This window comes from Sphingopyxis sp. (assembly GCF_034380315.1).
Taxonomy (GTDB): domain Bacteria; phylum Pseudomonadota; class Alphaproteobacteria; order Sphingomonadales; family Sphingomonadaceae; genus Sphingopyxis.
Window position 1 is genome coordinate 275,254 of record NZ_JAXMPB010000001.1, and the last position, 17,182, is coordinate 292,435.

Here is a 17,182-nt window from a genome sequence, read left to right on the forward strand (position 1 = left end):
AATCTATTCCGTAGTGACGGAACGACCCTCAGGCGCTCGGCGCGTAGCGCTGCATCAGCTTGTAGGCGCGCTCATACCATTCGTTGCCCGGATAATTGGCACCAAGCACCGCCGCCGACTTCTTCGCCTCTTCGGGAATACCCAGCGCCAGATAGCATTCGGTCAGACGATACAGCGCTTCGGGCGCGTGACTGGTCGTCTGGAAACGATCGACAACCTCGCGGAAGCGGATCGACGCGGCAAGCCAGTTGGAGCTGCGCTGATAGAAGCGGCCGATCTCCATCTCCTTGCCCGCCAGATGGTCCTGTACCAGATCGATCTTCAGGCGCGCGTCGGCGGCATAGCGGCTGTCGGGATAGCGCCGGATCACTTCGCCGAGCGCATTCTGTGCCTGCTGGGTGATCTTCTGATCGCGGGTAACATCGCTGATCTGCTCATAATAGCTGAGGCCGATCAGATAATAGGCGTAGGGCGCGTCCTTGTTGCCGGGATGGATGGCGAGGAAACGCTGCGCGGCCTCGATCGCCGGCGTATATTCGCGGTCCATATAATAGCTGAACGAACTCATCAGCTGAGCACGACGCGCCCAGGGCGAATAGGGATGCTGGCGCTCCACTTCATCGAACAACCCGGCCGCCAGGCGATATTGCCCGCGATCGAGCCGGTCCTGCGCCGCGCGGTACAGTGTATTGACGTCACGCGCGACGTAGCGCGTGTCCTTCTTGACCCCGGCGCCTCCGCCGCAGGCCGCCAGCAAGGGCGTAACAACAAGGGCGGCGGCGATCAGGCGCGTCACGGCGCGCGAGGAGGAACGCTGAGTCATGCGCGCGGTATAGCCACAGCGCAGATGAACGCAAAATAAATGATGGGGGGCCCGGCGCTTTAGCCCGCTATTGCGGCGGAGCGTTCGCAGACTCGGTCGCGACCTCAGTCTTGACCACGCAGCCCCGCCGCATGTCGAGCGGCGGCGGAACGCGGCGAGCGGTCCGGATCGTCACCATCGGATCCAGAATCTGCCCCCGCATCACCCCTTCGCCAGCGGTCGGGGAAATGGGGGCGGCAAAAATCTTTTCCGCGATGTCGAAACCGGCAACAATCTCTCCGAACACCGCAAAGCCGATACCGTCGCCGCCCGGCGCGTCAGCATCGAATCCCTTGATGTCGGACAGCAGCAAAAAGAAGTCCGTCGTCGCGTCGCCAGGATTGAGGCGCGCCATCGACAACGCGCCCTTGCAGTTGGTCAGCCCGGTCCTGGTCGTCGGCTCATGCGCGATCGGCGGAAAGTTCCGACGCGCGTCGCCGCGATTACCCGCCTGAACGATCTGGTTCGCCTCGCCCCAATTTCGTGTCGCACGATAAAATTGGAAACCGTCCATTCGTTTCGAATCGACATAACGCAGGAAATTGGCGGCGGTGATTGGCGCGCGCTTGTCTTCGACCCGCACCACGACGGGACCCAGATCGGTGTTCAGCGCCACGAAAGGCCGCGTGTCGGGAACTTCCGGTAGCGCAGCATCGCGTTGCTCGGCGATCGGGGCAGAGGACGCCGCCGACTGGGATGCGGCAGCAGGAACGACAGCGGCAAGGGCCAGCGCGGCAAACGGAAAGGTCAACATCGGGCGATCATAAGCGCAAAATGGCAGCGATGGCGAGCCCGGACGATCATTAAACCATTCGGTTGACAATTGGCGACGCCCACATAATATTCAACCCTATGGTTGAACTTGATTCGCAAACACTCGACTGCATCTTTCACGCTCTGGGCGACACGACGCGGCGCGCAATGCTCCGCGATCTGGCGCAAGGCGAACGCACGGTAAGCGAACTTGCCGAACCCTTCGCCATGTCGCTGGCTGCCGCTTCGAAACATATCCGGGTTCTGGAAGCCGCGGGCCTGGTGCGCCGCGACATACGGGGTCGCACCCATCATTGCAGCCTCGACCCGACCCCTCTGGCGACCGCCGACCAATGGCTTGGCATCTATCGCCGCTTCTGGACCGGCCGCCTCGATGCGCTGGAGGCTGCGCTGCGCGCAGAAGCTCCACCCCCGCCCCCCAAGAAGCCCCTCCCTGGGAAAGAAGGAGAATGACAATGACCGACATGATGACCGATGCCGAATATGGCGTCGTTGCCGAACCCGCGACACTGACGATCAGCCGGCTGCTCCCCGGACCGATCGATCGCCTCTGGACCTATTTGATTGACAGCGACTTGCGCCGCAAATGGCTGGCGGCAGGCGCGATGGAACAGCAAGCCGGCGCTCCGGTCGAACTCGTCTGGCGCAACGATGAGCTAATGAACGATGCAGGCACGCGCCCCGACGGCTTCGCCGAGGAGGACCGCATGACCTGCTGCGTGACCGAAATCGACGCGCCTCGGCAACTGGGCATCAGCTGGGGCAGCACCGGCGGTGTGACCTTTACGCTGGAGGAGCGCGGTGCGGAGGTCCTATTGACCGTCACGCACCACCGCGTCGCGGATCGATCAACGCTGCTCGACGTCAGCGCCGGGTGGCATGCACATCTCGACCTGCTCGTATCGCACCTACGCGGAACACGCCCGGCGCCCTATTGGGACGAATGGTCGAGACTGCGGGGCATTTACGACAAACGGCTGCCGGCCTGACCGTCAAACCGGCGGACAAGGAAAGGGTCGCGACAGCGGCTCTTTTCAAGCCGCCCATTCGGCAACGTCGGGCTCCTCGCCGATCAGGGCGAGACCGTGCGCGATCGAGGTGAGTTCGCCGCCCACGGCTATGCGGTCCGAGCCAAAGCGGGTTTCGAAAAGGGCGCGGATCGCAGGAATCAGCGACGATCCACCGGTCAGGAAAACGCGATCGATGTCGCGCGCCGCGATACCCGTCTTCGCCAGCGCGCCATCCATCGCCTTTTCGATGCGGGCGAGATCGTCGGCAATCCATCCTTCGAAATCGCGGCGGTGCACCGTTGCCGCGATCTCAACCCCGCCACCTTCGAAACGGAACTCGGCTTCGTCATCCGCAGACAGGGCCCGCTTGGCCCTTCCGACCGCGTCATAGAGCGGAAAGCCTTGTTCATGTTCGATCAGCGCGATCATCCGGCCGATCGATTCCGGTTCGACCGCATCGCGCTGAAGACGGCGCAGTTCGTCGATCGTACGGCGGTTGCGCATCATAGCGAGGCGCGACCAGTCACCGAAATCGGAGAAATAGCCGCCTGGGATCTCCAATATCTTGTCGAACGATCGATAGTGCCCGCCCTTGCCGAGCAGCGGCAGCACAAGCTTGTCCATGATCCTTTGGTCGAAACGATCGCCGGCGATCGCTACACCCGACGATGCCAGCGGGACACAGCGACGCGGCGTCCCAGGCGCCATGATCCGGACGATCGAAAAGTCGGTTGTACCGCCGCCGAAATCGGCGACCAAAATGGTCGCAGGTTCTGTCAAACGCGATGCATAGCTGTGCGCCGCACCTAGCGGTTCATGGACATAATAGATTTCGACCCCGAAGCGGTCGAACATCATGTCATAGCGTTGCCGCGCCAGCTCCGGATCGGCCCGAGCACCCGCATATTCGACGGGACGACCAATGACGACGCGGCGCGGCGGCGCATCGAGGCGCCCGCCCGCGTGCGCGACCAGACGCTGCAGGAACAGGCGTCCCATATCCTCGAAACGAAAGGGCTTGCCCCAGATCATCGCGCGTTCGAACAGCGGGCTCGCCGCTACGCTCTTGAACGACTGGACGAAACGGCTGTCGAGCGGCGACTGGAGATATTCGGCAATGGCCCAAGGACCAGCCTCATGCGCTATGCCCTGCCAAGCGCGCTCCTCTTCCCAGAAGCATAGCGCCGACCGGAACACGGGGCCGGTGGCCTCTTTGCCAACGAAAGACACCAGGTCGGACCCGCCACGCCCATCAGCAAGCGCCGCAACCGTATTGGTCGTCCCGAAATCGAGGCCGAGCGCAGGGGCGGCCGAAAGGCTGGTCATCATCTGATCCTGTACAAAATGGGAAAAGGGGCGCGAAAGGGCGGCGCCTATTGCATGGCGGCCACGCAAGGGCAAGTCGGCGAGGTCGGGCGTCCTCCAATCGCGCGATTGGAAAACATCGCGACTGCCGCTAGCAATGAGCAATGAGCGATACGCCCGATGCCCCGCCCGCCGTTAACACCGCGATTCCCACCCGGCTGCTCCGTTATCTTCCCTTCCTTACCGCCGCGCATTTTCTGATCGGTCTGCCGGCGCTGATCGCATCGCTAGCGCTCGCATATTTCGCTTTCGTCCAGGCCGACGCGACCCGCAAGATGCAGACCGGCGGAGTGATGCCCTTCGTCACCTTTGGTACCAGCAATGTCGGCGACAAGGGCGAAGCGCATATTTCGCTGTCGCTGACCAATAATGGCGTCGGTCCGGCCATATTGGGACCAGTGGAAATCTGGTACGAGGGACAGAATATCGCGGGACCCGGCGAATTGCTCAACACCTGTTGCGACGCCGGGGATGCCAACCGCCTCGCCTTTTCCACCTCTCCCTCGACCGGGATCGCAGTGCGGCCAGGCGAAGAAGTGCGTTTCCTGGGCCTACCCCGTACCCCGGAAAATGAGGCGGTTTGGCAAGCCTTCAACCGCGAGCGCTGGAAGCTGAAGCTACGCGCCTGCTATTGCTCCATCTATCAGGATTGCTGGATTACCGAGGGGATGCAGGCCATCCCCAAGCCAGTCGCCGCCTGCCCTGCCAACTGGAAACGCTACAGCGAAGACGCCGCACGCCGACTGGGCGGATGAAGGCCCGTCCCCACGAAAAAAGGGGCCGCAAACGCGGCCCCCTTCCCTATTCAAACCCGAAGGTTTTAGTCCTTCAGAAAGTCGGGCACATGGCCCTGGTCTTCCGGTCCTTCGTTGCGTTCGCGGCGCGGGCCACGGCCTTCGCCATCGCGGCGCGGACCGCGATCGCGGCCGCCACGGCCACGGTCGCCGCCGTCACGGCGCGGACCGCGATCCCCACGGTCACCACGCTCGCGCGGTTCGCGCGGCGGGCGGGTGTCTTCGAGTTCCTCGCCAGTTTCCTGATCGACGACGCGCATCGACAGGCGAACCTTGCCGCGCGGATCGATCTCGAGAACCTTGACCTTCACTTCCTGGCCTTCGGCGAGGACGTCGGCGACCTTTTCGACGCGCTCATTCTTGATTTCGCTGACGTGGACGAGACCGTCCTTGCCGCCCATGAAATTCACGAACGCCCCGAAATCGACGAGGTTGACGACCTTGCCGTCATAGATCTTGCCGACTTCGGCTTCCTCGACGATGCCCGCGATCCATTTGCGCGCGGCCTCGATCTGCTCGAGATCGCTCGACGAGATCTTGATCAGGCCTTCGTCGTCGATGTCGACCTTGGCGCCGGTGGTTGCGACGATCTCGCGGATCACCTTGCCGCCGGTACCGATGACGTCGCGAATCTTCGCCTTGTCGATCTGCATCGTTTCGATGCGCGGCGCGTGCGCCGACAGCTCGGTGCGGGCTTCGCCCAGCGCCTTCGCCATTTCGCCGAGGATATGCGCGCGGCCTTCCTTGGCCTGGTTCAGAGCGGCTTCGAAGATTTCGCGCGTGATGCCCGCAATCTTGATGTCCATCTGCATCGTGGTGATGCCTTCGGACGTGCCCGCAACCTTGAAGTCCATGTCGCCGAGATGATCTTCGTCACCCAGGATATCCGACAGAATCGCATAATCCTGACCTTCAAGGATCAGGCCCATGGCGATACCCGAAACCGGGCGCTTGATCGGCACACCGGCATCCATCATCGACAGCGAACCGCCACACACCGACGCCATCGACGACGAACCGTTCGATTCGGTGATGTCGCTGGTCAGACGGATCGTATAGGGGAATTCATCCTTGGTCGGCAGCACAGGATGCAGCGCACGCCACGCCAGCTTGCCATGGCCAACCTCGCGGCGGCCCGGCGCGCCGAAGCGGCCGACTTCACCGACCGAATAGGGCGGGAAGTTATAGTGCAGCATGAAATGCTGGTACGACAGGCCGTTGAGGCCGTCGATCATCTGCTCCGCATCCTTGGTGCCAAGGGTACAGGTCGCGATCGTCTGCGTCTCGCCGCGGGTGAACAGCGCCGAACCATGCGCGCGCGGCAGGAAATGGGTTTCGGCAACGATCGGACGGATCTGCGTCGTCGTACGGCCGTCGATGCGCTTGCCGTCCTTCAGGATAGCGCCGCGAACGATTTCGGCTTCCAGCTTCTTGGTGAGCTTGATGCCCGCCATCACGGCCTGCGGATCAAGGCCTTCCCCGACGAACATTTCCTTCGCCTTTGCGCGCGCTTCGTTCAAAGCGTTCGAGCGAGCCGACTTGTCGGTCAGCTTGTAGGCGGCGGCGATGTCCTTGCCGACCAGCTTCTTGATCTTGTCCTTGAGCGCGGCATTGTCGTCCGACCCGGCCATCTCCCACGGGTCCTTGGCAGCCTGTTCGGCCAGGGCGATGATCGCCTTGATCACTTCCTTGCACGCATCGTGCGCGAACAGGACGGCGCCGAGCATAACCTCTTCCGACAGCTCATTGGCTTCGGATTCGACCATCATCACCGCATCATAAGTGGCGGCGACGACCAGATCGAGGTCGCCTTCGGCAACCTGTTCGTCGGTCGGGTTGAGGATATATTCGCCGTTCACATAACCGACGCGCGCGGCGCCGATCGGACCCATGAAGGGCACGCCCGAAATGGTGAGCGCGGCCGAGGCAGCGACCATCGCGAGAATGTCGGGCTCATTATGGCCGTCATAGCTCAGCACCTGAGCAATGGCGTTGATCTCGTTGTAGAAACCTTCGGGGAACAGCGGCCGGATCGGGCGGTCGATCAGGCGGGAAACCAGCGTTTCCTTTTCCGTCGCGCCGCGTTCGCGCTTGAAGAAGCCGCCCGGGATGCGCCCGGCCGCCGAATATTTTTCCTGATAGTGGACGGTGAGCGGGAAAAAGTCCTGCCCATCCTTCACCGACTTGGCGGCCGTCACGGCGCAAAGCACAACCGTTTCGCCGAGCGTCGCCATCACGGCACCATCGGCCTGGCGGGCAACCTTACCCGTTTCGAGCGTCAGCGTTTCACCGCCCCACTCGATCGATACTTTTTTCACGTCAAACATGTGTTTTCCTTCGCCCGCCGGGCCCTATGCCGGGCGGGGCCTCTGTCCGGGCAATCCGGCCCGGGCGGTGCGGGGCGTCTGTCTGCCCCAAATGGCGAACCCGCCGGATGCGGGAAGCCCCTTCGGCTTTCCCCGGCAAAAGCCGGGAGCCGTGTTCATGGCGCGGCCGAGAACCGCGCCGGGTCCCGGCCTTCGCCAGGAAACACAAAATGAAAGCGGCCCCGAATCCGGAGCCGCCCTCGCATTCTTATTTGCGAAGACCCAGCTTCGCGATGAGGTCCTGATAGCGGCCCTCATCCTTCTTTTTCAGATAGTCGAGCAGGCTGCGGCGCTTGTTGACCATCATCAGCAGACCACGGCGGCTATGATTGTCCTTGTGGTGCGACTTAAAATGTTCGGTCAACGTGTTGATGCGGTCGGTCAGGATCGCGACCTGAACTTCCGGCGAACCCGTATCGCCCTTTTCGCGCGCATGTTCCTGGATGAGCTCGGCTTTGCGCTCGGCGGTAATCGACATATTTTTCTTCCTTCGACATCGCAGCTTAAAGATTGAAGCCTCGCACCACCTTCAGCGTTCCCACCAAAGCCTCCACCAGTGCGACGGGTCGCAATTCGCTATCCCGTCCCCAATAGAGCCCGTCGTGCGTGCTAACCCCGGTCCAGACGCGACCCTGACGGATCGCCCCCACCGCTTCCGGGGAAAGGTCCAGAGCCGGGATGTCGACCAGCCCTGCCTCGAGCGGCAGAATGAAATCTGATTGCGCGGCCCCTTGGCCGAAAGCGTTCAATTTGTCCAGCGAAATCGCCTGAGAGAGGTCGAACGGCCCCGCCTTGGTGCGCCGAAGCATGGTGACATGCCCGACACTTCCGACGGCGCGCGCAATATCGCGGGCAAGGCTGCGGATATAGGTGCCCTTGGACACATGGGCGGTGAGGGTAATCGATGCGAGCCCCCCTCCATCGATGGACGGAGCGCTCGCGGTGCTCCGCGATTCCGATCCATCGGCGCCCGCTTTCAGCGAATGGATCGTTACCCCCCGCGCCTTCATCGCGACATCCTCGCCCTTGCGAGCAAGGTCATAGGCACGCTGGCCGTCGATCTTGATCGCCGAATAGGCCGGCGGCACCTGCTCGATATCGCCAGTAAAGTCCAGCAGCACCGCCTCCACCGCCGCTCGAGTCGGACGCACATCGCTGGTCGCCACCACCTCTCCCTCGGCATCGAGGCCCGCGGTCTCTGCACCGAAAGCGATGGTGAAATCATAGACCTTGCTGGCGTCAAGCATCCGTCCGCACAGCTTGGTTGCCTCGCCCAGCGCGATCGGCAGCACCCCCGTCGCAAGCGGGTCGAGCGTCCCGCCATGGCCGACCTTGACCTTGCCCAGCCCCGCTTCACGGCAGACGCGCTTGACCGCGCCGACCGCCTGCGTCGAGCCGAGACCCAAAGGTTTGTCGAGAATGATCCAGCCGTTCATGCGCGCCCGCTAGGCCGCAGCGGCAGTGCTTGTCAATTTTACGGCAGGGTCTCAGGCACCTTGCTGCCGCTCCGTTCCCCTTTCCGCACTTTCTTCGACGGAGGCCCTTCGGAGGTGACGAAGGAATGAAGCGGGCAGCGTTCGCCGCGCACGATGATCGTCGAAAAACGGTCGAGCCGGGCGGTGCCGCGCGTTTCGACGCCGATTGCATGAGCGAAGTCGATATCGCGGCAGCTTCCCAGGAAGCTACCATAATACCAGTTGCCGCGGCGATCCTGAATCCACAGGCCACGATCACGATCGGCCCGCCAATTGCGGATCGAACTATCGCCGGGAAAGACGATGCTCGCCTCCTCCCCCAGCGTACGCGCCGCCGCATCTTCCTGCGCGGCAGTATCCGCATCGGGGGCATGGGCCGCCACCCCGGCAGAGGGGAGAAGAGCGGCGGCAAGCGCAAGAAACAAAATCCGTGGCATGTCGAGTCCTTCGGCCGTGACCCTGCCCTTGTCCGGCCAGTAACAGCGGAAGTCTGAACCGCAGCTGAGCCTAGCGCACGGACCAGTCCTCCGGCAGCAGCGACCACAATCCGGTATCACGGACATAGCCGGTCCAAGTAATCCGTTCGGCGCGCAGAACTCCATCCCGCTGCGCCCCGAGCTTGGTCACGGCCGCTTGCGACCGCGCATTGCGCTCGTCGATACGAAACTCGATACGACGAATGCCAACCGCAAAGGCATGGTCGATCATCAGCCGCTTGACCCGGCCATTGAAGCCGGCACCTCGCAGATCGGGGTGGATATAGCTGTTGCCGATCTCGACCGTTTGCGCCGACATGTCCGGCCGCAGCCAAGCCGTCATCCCGACCAGCCGTTCGCCGTTGAAAATCGCATAGGGACGGCGCCCGCCCCCGCCGATCAACGCATCGAAACTGGCGTCAAAATGCCCCGGTCCGAAGCTTGATGAATAGATGGTCCAGATGTCGGTATCGGCGGCGCAGACAATGCGCAACGCCGCGCGATGCCCCTCCTCCAGCCTGACGAGGCGAAGGTCGCCGTCGAAGAGTTCGGCATACAGGCGGTCAAGCATCGGCGGCTTCCTTCCGGGCGAACGCGGCTTCGCGCCGCTTCGTCATGAAGTGGCGGCGACACATGGCGACATAGCGGTCGTTGCCGCCGATTTCCGTCTGCGCCCCTTCGACCACCGCGCGGCCATGTTCGTCGACGCGCAGGTTCATCGTTGCTTTCCGCCCGCATTCACACACCGCCTTTAGCTCGATCAAGGCGTCGGCAAGCCCGAGCAGGGCGGCCGATCCTGGAAACAGATTCGCCGCAAAATCGGTGCGCAGACCATAGCAGAGCACCGGTATATCGGCCTCGTCAGCAAGCCGCGCCAGTTGGAGAACCTGATCGCGCGACAAAAACTGCGCCTCGTCAACCAGCACGCACGCCAGCGAACGCTCCGCATTTTCAGCCATCACCGCCGCCCAAATATCGCTTTCCGGCTCGAATTTATGGGCGTTGGCCATCAGCCCGATCCGGCTCGTCACCTGCCCGACCCCATAACGATCGTCGAACGCCGCCGTCCAAAGCATTGTCTCCATGCCGCGCTCGCGATAGTTGAAGTCCGCCTGCAGCAGCGTCGTCGATTTGCCGGCGTTCATGCTGGCATAATAGAAATAGAGCTTGGCCATTCACTGGCTATAGTCCGACCGTCAGGGACGACAAGACGCTCCAACAAGGGATTTTGCATGACCAGTTCGACCACCACCGACGCCGTGCCGGCGCAGAAAGGCGTACTCGGATGGATCGAGCGGGTCGGCAATCGACTGCCTGATCCAGTCGTCCTGTTCCTGTGGCTGGTCGGCGGCCTGGTCGTCCTGTCGGCAATCGCTTCGGCGGCGGGCTGGTCGGCGCTGCATCCGACCGAAATCGACCCCGAGACCGGGCGACAAAAGGTGATCGCGGCGACGAGCCTGCTGAGCGCCGACAATATCGCCAAGCTGTGGGTCGATATGCCCACGACCTTCACTCATTTCCATCCGCTCGGCTATGTCCTTGTCGTCATGCTGGGCGCGGGGGTTGCGGAACGCACCGGCCTGTTCGGCACCGCGATGCGCGCCAGCGTCCGCGGCGCATCGCCGCGCATGCTGACCCCGCTGGTCGCGCTGGTCGCGATGATGGGCAATCTAGCGGCCGACGCTGCCTATGTCGTCCTGATCCCGCTGGCTGCCGTCATTTATCATGCCGCCGGTCGCCACCCGGTCGCGGGAATCGCGGCGGCCTTTGCTGGCGTTTCAGGGGGGTTTTCGGCAAATCTTCTTCCCGGCCAGCTCGACGCGTTGCTGTTCGGCATCACCGAGGCCGCCGTCGAAACCGTGTTCGGGGACTGGCAGGCGAATATTGCCGGAAACTGGTATTTCATCGCAACGATGCTCTTCATCTTTCTGCCCGTCATCTGGTATGTCACCGACCGCATCATCGAACCCCGCCTCGGCGCTTATGTCCCCGCAGGGGCGGCAGCTGGTGGCGACGCCGGTGAACGGGACAGGCCACTGACCAACGCCGAAGCCAAGGGATTGCGCCATGCAGGCCTGGCCGTGTTGTTCGTCGTCGGCCTCTGGCTGCTCTTCACCTTTGGCCCCGGCACGCCGCTCATCGACGAAGCCGCGCCGCCCGAAGCGCGCCTGTCTCCCTTTTACCGTTCGCTCGTAGCGGGCTTTTTCTTGCTCTTCCTGCTCGCCGGCTGGGCATATGGCCGCGCGACCGGCGTGGTCGGTAACCACCGCGACCTCGTCAAGATGATGAGCGAGTCGATGGGCGATATGGCCTATTATCTGGTCCTCGCCTTTGCCGCGGCGCATTTTGTCGCGATGTTCGCCTGGTCGAACCTCGGCCTGATCCTGGCCGTTCATGGCGCCGACGGATTGCGTGCAATGGACCTGCCCGCGCCGCTGCTGCTCGCCGCCATCGTGCTGCTCACCGCCGCGCTCAACCTGTTCGTCGGTTCGGCGAGTGCAAAATGGGCGCTGCTCGCCCCCGTGATGGTGCCGATGCTGATGCTACTCGGCATCAGCGCCGAAATGACGACCGCCGCCTATCGCGTCGGCGACGGTGCGACCAATATCGTCACCCCGCTGATGGTCTATTTCCCGCTGATCCTGATCTTCTGCCAGCGCTGGCAACCCAATTTCGGACTCGGCAGCCTGGCCGCGACAATGCTGCCATACTCGGTCGGTCTGCTGATCAGCGGCGTCGCCCTCGTCGCGCTGTGGGTCGGGCTTGATCTGCCGCTTGGCCCAGGCGCGAGCGTCCATATCCCAATCCCGTCGGCAGTCACGCCCTGACCGAACGCTGCCACCTGCCCTCAGTCCGCGCCGAGCAAGGCTCGAAATCGCGCGGGCTGAGGCAGCAGATCAGCTAACTTATAACCGTCGAGGTGCGCCAGAAACGCAGCCAGGGCGCCGCCAAGCACGCCCTGTAACCCGCACCCTCCGCGCACCGGACAGGTCGACGTCGCGGGGTCCATGCATTCGACCAACCCACCCAGATTTTCAAACTGGCGCACGACCGCACCGACGCCAATCTCCTCAGGCGGACGCACCAGGGTCAGCCCGCCGCCGCGCCCGCGCTGCGCACTGATGTGGCCAAGCGCTTGCAACCGCTGCGCCACCTTGGCCAGATGGTTCCGCGAAATCCCATATTGCCCGGCAATTTCATCGACCGACATCTGTCGACCGGTGGCGGCAAGCGCCATCAGGATGCGCAGGGCATAATCGCTGTGAAGGCTCAATCGCATAAAATAGGTATATTGAATATTGCTTTTTCGCGCAACGTCCTTAAAGAGGTATATGAAATACCATAAAAGAGCTTACAATGACCACGACCTCCACCCACCCTCATGCCCATGCCGCACGCGAAAAGCGGCGCACCGAAGCTAGCGCGATCGGCATCGACGAGGCATTCATCGCGACCTTTGTCGATGATTTTTATACCGCGATTCGCGCCGACGCGCTCCTTGGCCCGATATTTGCCGCGCATATCGACGACTGGCCCGCACATCTCGCGCAGATGAACCGGTTCTGGCAGTCGATCCTGCTCAGCGCGGGCAATTTCACCGGCAACCCGATGGTCAAGCATTTGGCGATCCCGTCACTGAACGAAGCCCATTTCGTTCATTGGCTGCGGCTCTTCTATGCCACGCTGGCGCGGCTGGCCCCCACCCCTGAAGCCGCACAGTTGGTGGGAGAAAAAGCACGAATGATCGCCGACAGCCTGCTGAGCGCGATCTGGGTTCACCGTGATCATACACCCGACCGCAAAGGGGAGTTACCCCATGTCCAAGATCTGTCCTGACCCGAGCCTGGAACACGCCCACCTGCCGGCCGCAATGCGACCCAACGACCCTTATGAGGTCAGCGGCATTCAGACCGGTTTTCAACTACCGCGCTGGATCTGGCGCACCATGTTCACTTGTTACGCACTGTTCTTCATCGGCATCGGCGCGGCAACAGGGCGCGACACGGCGACAATCTTCATGATCCTGATCTCTATCCTCTACACGTTGATGTACTTTACAACCGCCGCGCTCCTCCACCGCCAAAAAGGCATCGAGCGCCCATCGCCGCTCGTCCAGTCAGGAGGCTTCCTCGACACGTGGACCGGGCCCATGGACAGCGCGACCGTCGCCGCGCAGATTCTGGCGGTTCCGGCTGGCTTCGCCTTTCTCGGAATCATTTTCTTTGTCATTCGAGCCAGCACAGGATTTTGACCGTGACCGTTCCAACGATTGCCGAGCGTGGACCGCATTTGCCGTCCAGCGCCTGTATTTATCGCACGATCGGGCCGTTCAGCGCCGACAGCATCCCCGCTGGTTTGCTGCGCCGTCACGACATCAAGCCCGGGGTTTGGGGTTTGTTGTCGGTGACGGCGGGAAGCGTTCGTTTTTGCTGGGATGACGCGGAAGGGGGTATGCGGCAGTTGGTCGTGGGCGACGTGATGCTGGTGCCGCCGCAGGTCCCGCACCACCTGGAACGGACGGGCGCCGTGACGATCAGCATCGCCTTTTGTACACCATCGTCACCGTCGCAGGGGGCCTGACACGCAGAGCAGCCTGACTCGGCCCCGCCCCCTGCCATGCTGCGCCGGTCCGAAGGATAGCGGCGACCGTTCAGCGAAGTGCTGAAGCTGACTCCCTTTGGCCAGTACGGCCCTATCCTGCCAGCATCCCAGTCGACGGCATGGCGATGAACATCACTCAGGTATCGAATTTCAAGAATATCGATTTTGGCATCACCGCTTGCCGCCGCAGCGTACCGCGCGCGCAGCGAATGATCGACTATTTGGAGGAAGCGCTGGTCGAACTGGAAGCCGCTGCGGGGATCAAGGCGCCCAAATCCGACGCCTGAACCACTCGCATCCAGCAAAGTCGAGAGGTCCGTCGACTTGGTGCCAATTTCGGCGTACCCCGATTTCGCTCAGCACAAAGGAAAGTTAAGAGCCGCTGTGGTCCTCGGGAGTAGCCAAATCGCGCGCCACCTTGGGATCGCGGAGCAGTTTTTCGATATGGCCCGCCTCGTCGAAGCTTTCGTCCGCGAGGAACTTCAGCTTCGCCGCATATTTCATCCGCACCTTCGACGCGACGGTTTTCTGAAGATAGGCGGTGTTGGTGCGCAGTGCCTTGATCACCGCATCCTCGTCCTTGCCGAGCAGCGGCTTTACGAACACGGTGGCATGGCGCAGGTCGGGTGACATGCGCACTTCGGTAATGCTGACCGGATGCGTCGCGAGAACATCGTCATGCACGTCGCCGCGCGCGAGGATTTCGGACAGCACATGGCGCACCTGTTCACCCACGCGCAGCACGCGGACCGAGGGGCCTTGGGGTTGTTCCTTGTGTCGCATAGCCTTTCCCCCTCCCGCTAGCGGGAGGGGTCAGGGGTGGGCCTGACCTGATACATATTTGCCAGGGGCCCACCCCCCGACCCCTTTCCGCCTGCGGAAAGGGGAGTAGGTTACAGCGTACGTTCGCGTTCCTCGACCTCAAAGACCTCAAGGTGATCGCCCGGCTTGATGTCATTGGTATCGGCCAGCACCACACCGCATTCCAGGCCCGCGCGCACCTCGGCGACATCGTCCTTGAAGCGGCGCAGCGACGCGATCGTCGTTGCCGAGACGATAACGTCGGCGCGCGTAAGGCGTGCGTGCAGCCCCTTGCGGATCGATCCTTCGAGCACCAGCAGGCCGGCCGCCTTGTCGCGCTTGCCAGCCGGGAAGACTTCCTTGACCTCGGCGCGACCAACAACGGTTTCGACACGTTCCGGCCCCAGTTCGCCCGCCATCTCCTTCGCGACTTCCGCGGTCAGGTGATAGATGACATCATAATACATGAAGCGCACTTTTTCGCGGTTCGCGATTTCGCGCGCCTTGGCGTTCGGGCGGACATTGAAGCCGATGATCGGCGCCTTGGTCGAGGCGGCAAGCGTGACGTCGCTTTCGGTAATCGCACCAGCTCCAGAATGGAGGACGCGGACGCGAATCTCGTCGGTCGACAATTTGTTCAGCGCATTGACGATCGCCTCGACGCTGCCCTGCACGTCGCCCTTGATGACCACCGGATATTCGATGACATTGGCCTTGTCGGCGAGCGCCGAGAACATGCCTTCGAGGCTGACCGGCGCCTGCGCCGTCCGCTTCTTGAGCGCCTGTTCCTGGCGATAGGCGGCGACTTCGCGGGCGCGCGCCTCATTCTCCACGACGGTCAGCGTATCGCCAGCCATCGGCACCCCGCCAAGGCCGAGCACCTCAACCGGCATCGACGGCGTCGCTTCCTTGATCTGCTTGCCCTGGTCATTGACCAGCGCGCGGACACGGCCGCTTTCGGCGCCGCAGACAAAGATATCGCCAACCTTCAGCGTGCCGCGGCGAACGAGGATGGTTGCCACCGGCCCACGGCCCTTGTCGAGCTTGGCCTCGACCACCGTACCTTCGGCGGCGCGGTCGGGGTTGGCCTTGAGCTCCATGATTTCGGCCTGCAGCGCGATCGCGTCGAGCAGCTTGTCGAGACCGGTCTTCTTCAGCGCCGACACTTCGACATTCTGCACCTCACCGCCCATTTCCTCGACGATGATTTCATGCTCGAGCAAACGTTCACGCACGCGCTGCGGATTGGCGCCTTCCTTGTCGACCTTGTTGATCGCGACGATGATCGGCACACCCGCCGCCTTGGCATGGTTGATCGATTCGATCGTCTGCGGCTTCAACCCGTCGTCTGCGGCCACCACCAAGATGGCAATGTCGGTGACATTGGCACCGCGGGCGCGCATTTCGGTAAAGGCTTCGTGGCCAGGCGTGTCGAGGAACGTCACCAGCGCCCCGTCGGCAGTCTTCACCTGATAGGCCCCAATATGCTGGGTAATGCCGCCCGCCTCGCCTGCCTGGACATTGGCGCCGCGCAGGGCATCGAGCAGGCTGGTCTTGCCGTGATCGACATGGCCCATGATCGTGACCACCGGCGCACGCGGCTTGAGCAACGCGGCGTCGTCGATATCCTCGTCATGGCGAATATCGATATCGCCTTCGCTGACGCGCTTGATCTCGTGCCCGAATTCGGTGACGAGCAATTCAGCGGTGTCCTGGTCGATCGTCTGGTTGACGGTGACCATCATGCCCATCTTGAACAGCGCCTTCACCAGGTCGGCACCCTTTTCCGCCATGCGGTTCGCCAGTTCCTGCACCGTGATGGTATCGGGAACGACAACTTCGCGGACCTGCTTTTCGCGCGGGCCCGACGAGACCATATGCGAACGCTTTTCCTTTTCGCGGGCGCGCTTGAGCGCCGCGAGGCTGCGCGCCCGGGCGCCTTCATCCTCGTTCAGCGCGCGCGTGACCGTCAACTTGCCTGACTGGCGGCGGTTGTCGCCGCCACGGTTCGCCTTGGGTTCCGGGCGCTTGGGTTCCGGGCGCTTCGGCGGCTCGACCGGGGTAAAGCGGCGCGGCGCCGGCGCGGCCGTCGTCGTTGTCGCACGCGGAGCGGCAGCTTCACCCTTGGGTTCGGCGGCGGCTGGAGCGGCAGCGGCGGGTGACTCCGCGGGCTTTTCAGCCTCCACCGGTGCGGCCGGGGCAGGTGCCGGCGCTTCTGCGGCCTTGTTCTTTTCCTCTCGCGCCTCGGCAGCGCGAGCCTTTTCCTCTTCGATCGCCTTGACGCGTTCCGCCTCTTCACGGCGGCGGGCGTCTTCGAGCGCGGAAAGACGTGCCTCCTCGGCCTCGCGCAGCAGCTGTGCCTGGCGTTCCTGACGCGACATCAGGCTGTCAGCCTCGCTCGCTCGCGGGGCGGGTTTCGGAGCGGGCGCAGCCGGCTTCGGAGCGGGAGCCGGGACGGGCGCGGGTGCAGCCTCTTCGACTTCGGGCGCAGGAGCGGCTTCGCCGGGGCGTCCGATGACGCGGCGACGCTTCACCTCGACCACCACCGTATTACGGCGGCCATGGCTGAACTGCTGCTGCACCTGCCCGGCCTCGACCGTCCGCTTCAGCCCGAGGGGCTTGCGGCTGAGGGTCGGCTTGTCCTGTTCGTCACTCAT

The 17,182-nt window shown here is 63.0% G+C and carries 20 protein-coding genes; 8 read left to right on the forward strand and 12 right to left on the reverse strand.

Translation table 11 applies throughout. The features are described 5' to 3' along the window. Positions 1 to 28: 28 nt before the first annotated feature. Positions 29 to 823, reverse strand: coding sequence for an outer membrane protein assembly factor BamD (locus U0S50_RS01450; RefSeq protein WP_322306969.1), 795 nt, complete (start codon positions 821 to 823; stop codon positions 29 to 31). Positions 824 to 890: 67 nt separating this feature from the next. Then, on the reverse strand, positions 891 to 1,616 hold the full coding sequence (locus U0S50_RS01455; protein ID WP_322306970.1) for a peptidylprolyl isomerase: 726 nt from the start codon (positions 1,614 to 1,616) through the stop codon (positions 891 to 893). Positions 1,617 to 1,714: 98 nt separating this feature from the next. Here U0S50_RS01455 and U0S50_RS01460 point away from each other — a divergent pair, with 98 nt between their 5' ends. After that, on the forward strand, positions 1,715 to 2,089 hold the full coding sequence (locus U0S50_RS01460) for a metalloregulator ArsR/SmtB family transcription factor (RefSeq protein ID WP_322306971.1): 375 nt from the start codon (positions 1,715 to 1,717) through the stop codon (positions 2,087 to 2,089). Between the two features lie 2 nt (positions 2,090 to 2,091). Continuing rightward, positions 2,092 to 2,625 (forward strand): SRPBCC family protein, encoded by a 534-nt coding sequence (locus U0S50_RS01465; protein ID WP_322306972.1) that lies wholly within the window; start codon positions 2,092 to 2,094, stop codon positions 2,623 to 2,625. A 45-nt stretch (positions 2,626 to 2,670) separates the two neighbouring features. On the opposite strand, the gene U0S50_RS01470 is transcribed toward U0S50_RS01465, so the two are convergent. Then, positions 2,671 to 3,972 carry an Hsp70 family protein gene (locus U0S50_RS01470; RefSeq protein ID WP_322306973.1) on the reverse strand — a complete coding sequence of 434 codons (1,302 nt, stop codon included), beginning with the start codon at positions 3,970 to 3,972 and terminating at the stop codon, positions 2,671 to 2,673. Positions 3,973 to 4,115: 143 nt separating this feature from the next. Between U0S50_RS01470 and U0S50_RS01475 the strand changes: the two genes are divergently transcribed. Beyond that, complete coding sequence (locus U0S50_RS01475) at positions 4,116 to 4,766, forward strand: hypothetical protein (RefSeq protein WP_322306974.1); 651 nt, start codon at positions 4,116 to 4,118, stop codon at positions 4,764 to 4,766. Between the two features lie 65 nt (positions 4,767 to 4,831). On the opposite strand, the gene pnp is transcribed toward U0S50_RS01475, so the two are convergent. The 6 genes from pnp to U0S50_RS01505 form a co-directional block, all read right to left on the reverse strand. Then, positions 4,832 to 7,132: a polyribonucleotide nucleotidyltransferase gene (gene pnp, locus U0S50_RS01480; RefSeq protein ID WP_322306975.1), complete on the reverse strand. Its 2,301-nt coding sequence runs from the start codon at positions 7,130 to 7,132 to the stop codon at positions 4,832 to 4,834. Positions 7,133 to 7,379: 247 nt separating this feature from the next. Then, positions 7,380 to 7,649, reverse strand: a complete 270-nt coding sequence (gene rpsO, locus U0S50_RS01485) for a 30S ribosomal protein S15 (RefSeq protein WP_322306976.1) — start codon at positions 7,647 to 7,649, stop codon at positions 7,380 to 7,382. A gap of 25 nt (positions 7,650 to 7,674) precedes the next feature. Then, the gene (gene truB, locus U0S50_RS01490; RefSeq protein ID WP_322306977.1) at positions 7,675 to 8,607 is read right to left on the reverse strand and encodes a tRNA pseudouridine(55) synthase TruB; all 933 of its coding nucleotides are present in this window, start codon (positions 8,605 to 8,607) and stop codon (positions 7,675 to 7,677) included. Between the two features lie 38 nt (positions 8,608 to 8,645). Continuing rightward, the gene (locus U0S50_RS01495; RefSeq protein WP_322306978.1) at positions 8,646 to 9,083 is read right to left on the reverse strand and encodes a DUF6491 family protein; all 438 of its coding nucleotides are present in this window, start codon (positions 9,081 to 9,083) and stop codon (positions 8,646 to 8,648) included. A gap of 70 nt (positions 9,084 to 9,153) precedes the next feature. Further along, the gene (locus tag U0S50_RS01500; protein ID WP_322306979.1) at positions 9,154 to 9,693 is read right to left on the reverse strand and encodes a GNAT family protein; all 540 of its coding nucleotides are present in this window, start codon (positions 9,691 to 9,693) and stop codon (positions 9,154 to 9,156) included. Further along, positions 9,686 to 10,297, reverse strand: coding sequence for a thymidine kinase (locus U0S50_RS01505; protein ID WP_322306980.1), 612 nt, complete (start codon positions 10,295 to 10,297; stop codon positions 9,686 to 9,688). Before U0S50_RS01505 ends, U0S50_RS01500 begins: the two co-directional genes overlap by 8 nt. 57 nt (positions 10,298 to 10,354) lie before the next feature. On the opposite strand from U0S50_RS01505, the gene U0S50_RS01510 reads away from it, so the two are divergent. Further along, positions 10,355 to 11,950, forward strand: coding sequence for an AbgT family transporter (locus U0S50_RS01510; RefSeq protein ID WP_322306981.1), 1,596 nt, complete (start codon positions 10,355 to 10,357; stop codon positions 11,948 to 11,950). Positions 11,951 to 11,970: 20 nt separating this feature from the next. Here U0S50_RS01510 and U0S50_RS01515 read toward each other — a convergent pair whose 3' ends face one another. Continuing rightward, on the reverse strand, positions 11,971 to 12,402 hold the full coding sequence (locus tag U0S50_RS01515) for an Rrf2 family transcriptional regulator (protein ID WP_322306982.1): 432 nt from the start codon (positions 12,400 to 12,402) through the stop codon (positions 11,971 to 11,973). Positions 12,403 to 12,479: 77 nt separating this feature from the next. Between U0S50_RS01515 and U0S50_RS01520 the strand changes: the two genes are divergently transcribed. From U0S50_RS01520 to U0S50_RS01535, 4 genes are read left to right on the forward strand one after another with little or no spacing between them, the layout of a single operon-like run. After that, the gene (locus tag U0S50_RS01520; RefSeq protein WP_322306983.1) at positions 12,480 to 12,959 is read left to right on the forward strand and encodes a group III truncated hemoglobin; all 480 of its coding nucleotides are present in this window, start codon (positions 12,480 to 12,482) and stop codon (positions 12,957 to 12,959) included. Beyond that, positions 12,940 to 13,374, forward strand: coding sequence for a hypothetical protein (locus U0S50_RS01525; protein WP_322306984.1), 435 nt, complete (start codon positions 12,940 to 12,942; stop codon positions 13,372 to 13,374). The genes U0S50_RS01520 and U0S50_RS01525 overlap by 20 nt, the downstream gene beginning before the upstream one ends. A gap of 2 nt (positions 13,375 to 13,376) precedes the next feature. Beyond that, the gene (locus U0S50_RS01530; RefSeq protein ID WP_322306985.1) at positions 13,377 to 13,703 is read left to right on the forward strand and encodes a DUF1971 domain-containing protein; all 327 of its coding nucleotides are present in this window, start codon (positions 13,377 to 13,379) and stop codon (positions 13,701 to 13,703) included. 56 nt (positions 13,704 to 13,759) lie between these two features. Further along, entirely contained in the window at positions 13,760 to 14,011 is a 252-nt protein-coding gene (locus U0S50_RS01535) for a WS/DGAT domain-containing protein (protein ID WP_322307275.1), read from the forward strand. Between the two features lie 85 nt (positions 14,012 to 14,096). On the opposite strand, the gene rbfA is transcribed toward U0S50_RS01535, so the two are convergent. Next, positions 14,097 to 14,507: a 30S ribosome-binding factor RbfA gene (rbfA, locus tag U0S50_RS01540; RefSeq protein WP_322306986.1), complete on the reverse strand. Its 411-nt coding sequence runs from the start codon at positions 14,505 to 14,507 to the stop codon at positions 14,097 to 14,099. 110 nt (positions 14,508 to 14,617) lie between these two features. After that, entirely contained in the window at positions 14,618 to 17,182 is a 2,565-nt protein-coding gene (gene infB / locus U0S50_RS01545; protein ID WP_322306987.1) for a translation initiation factor IF-2, read from the reverse strand.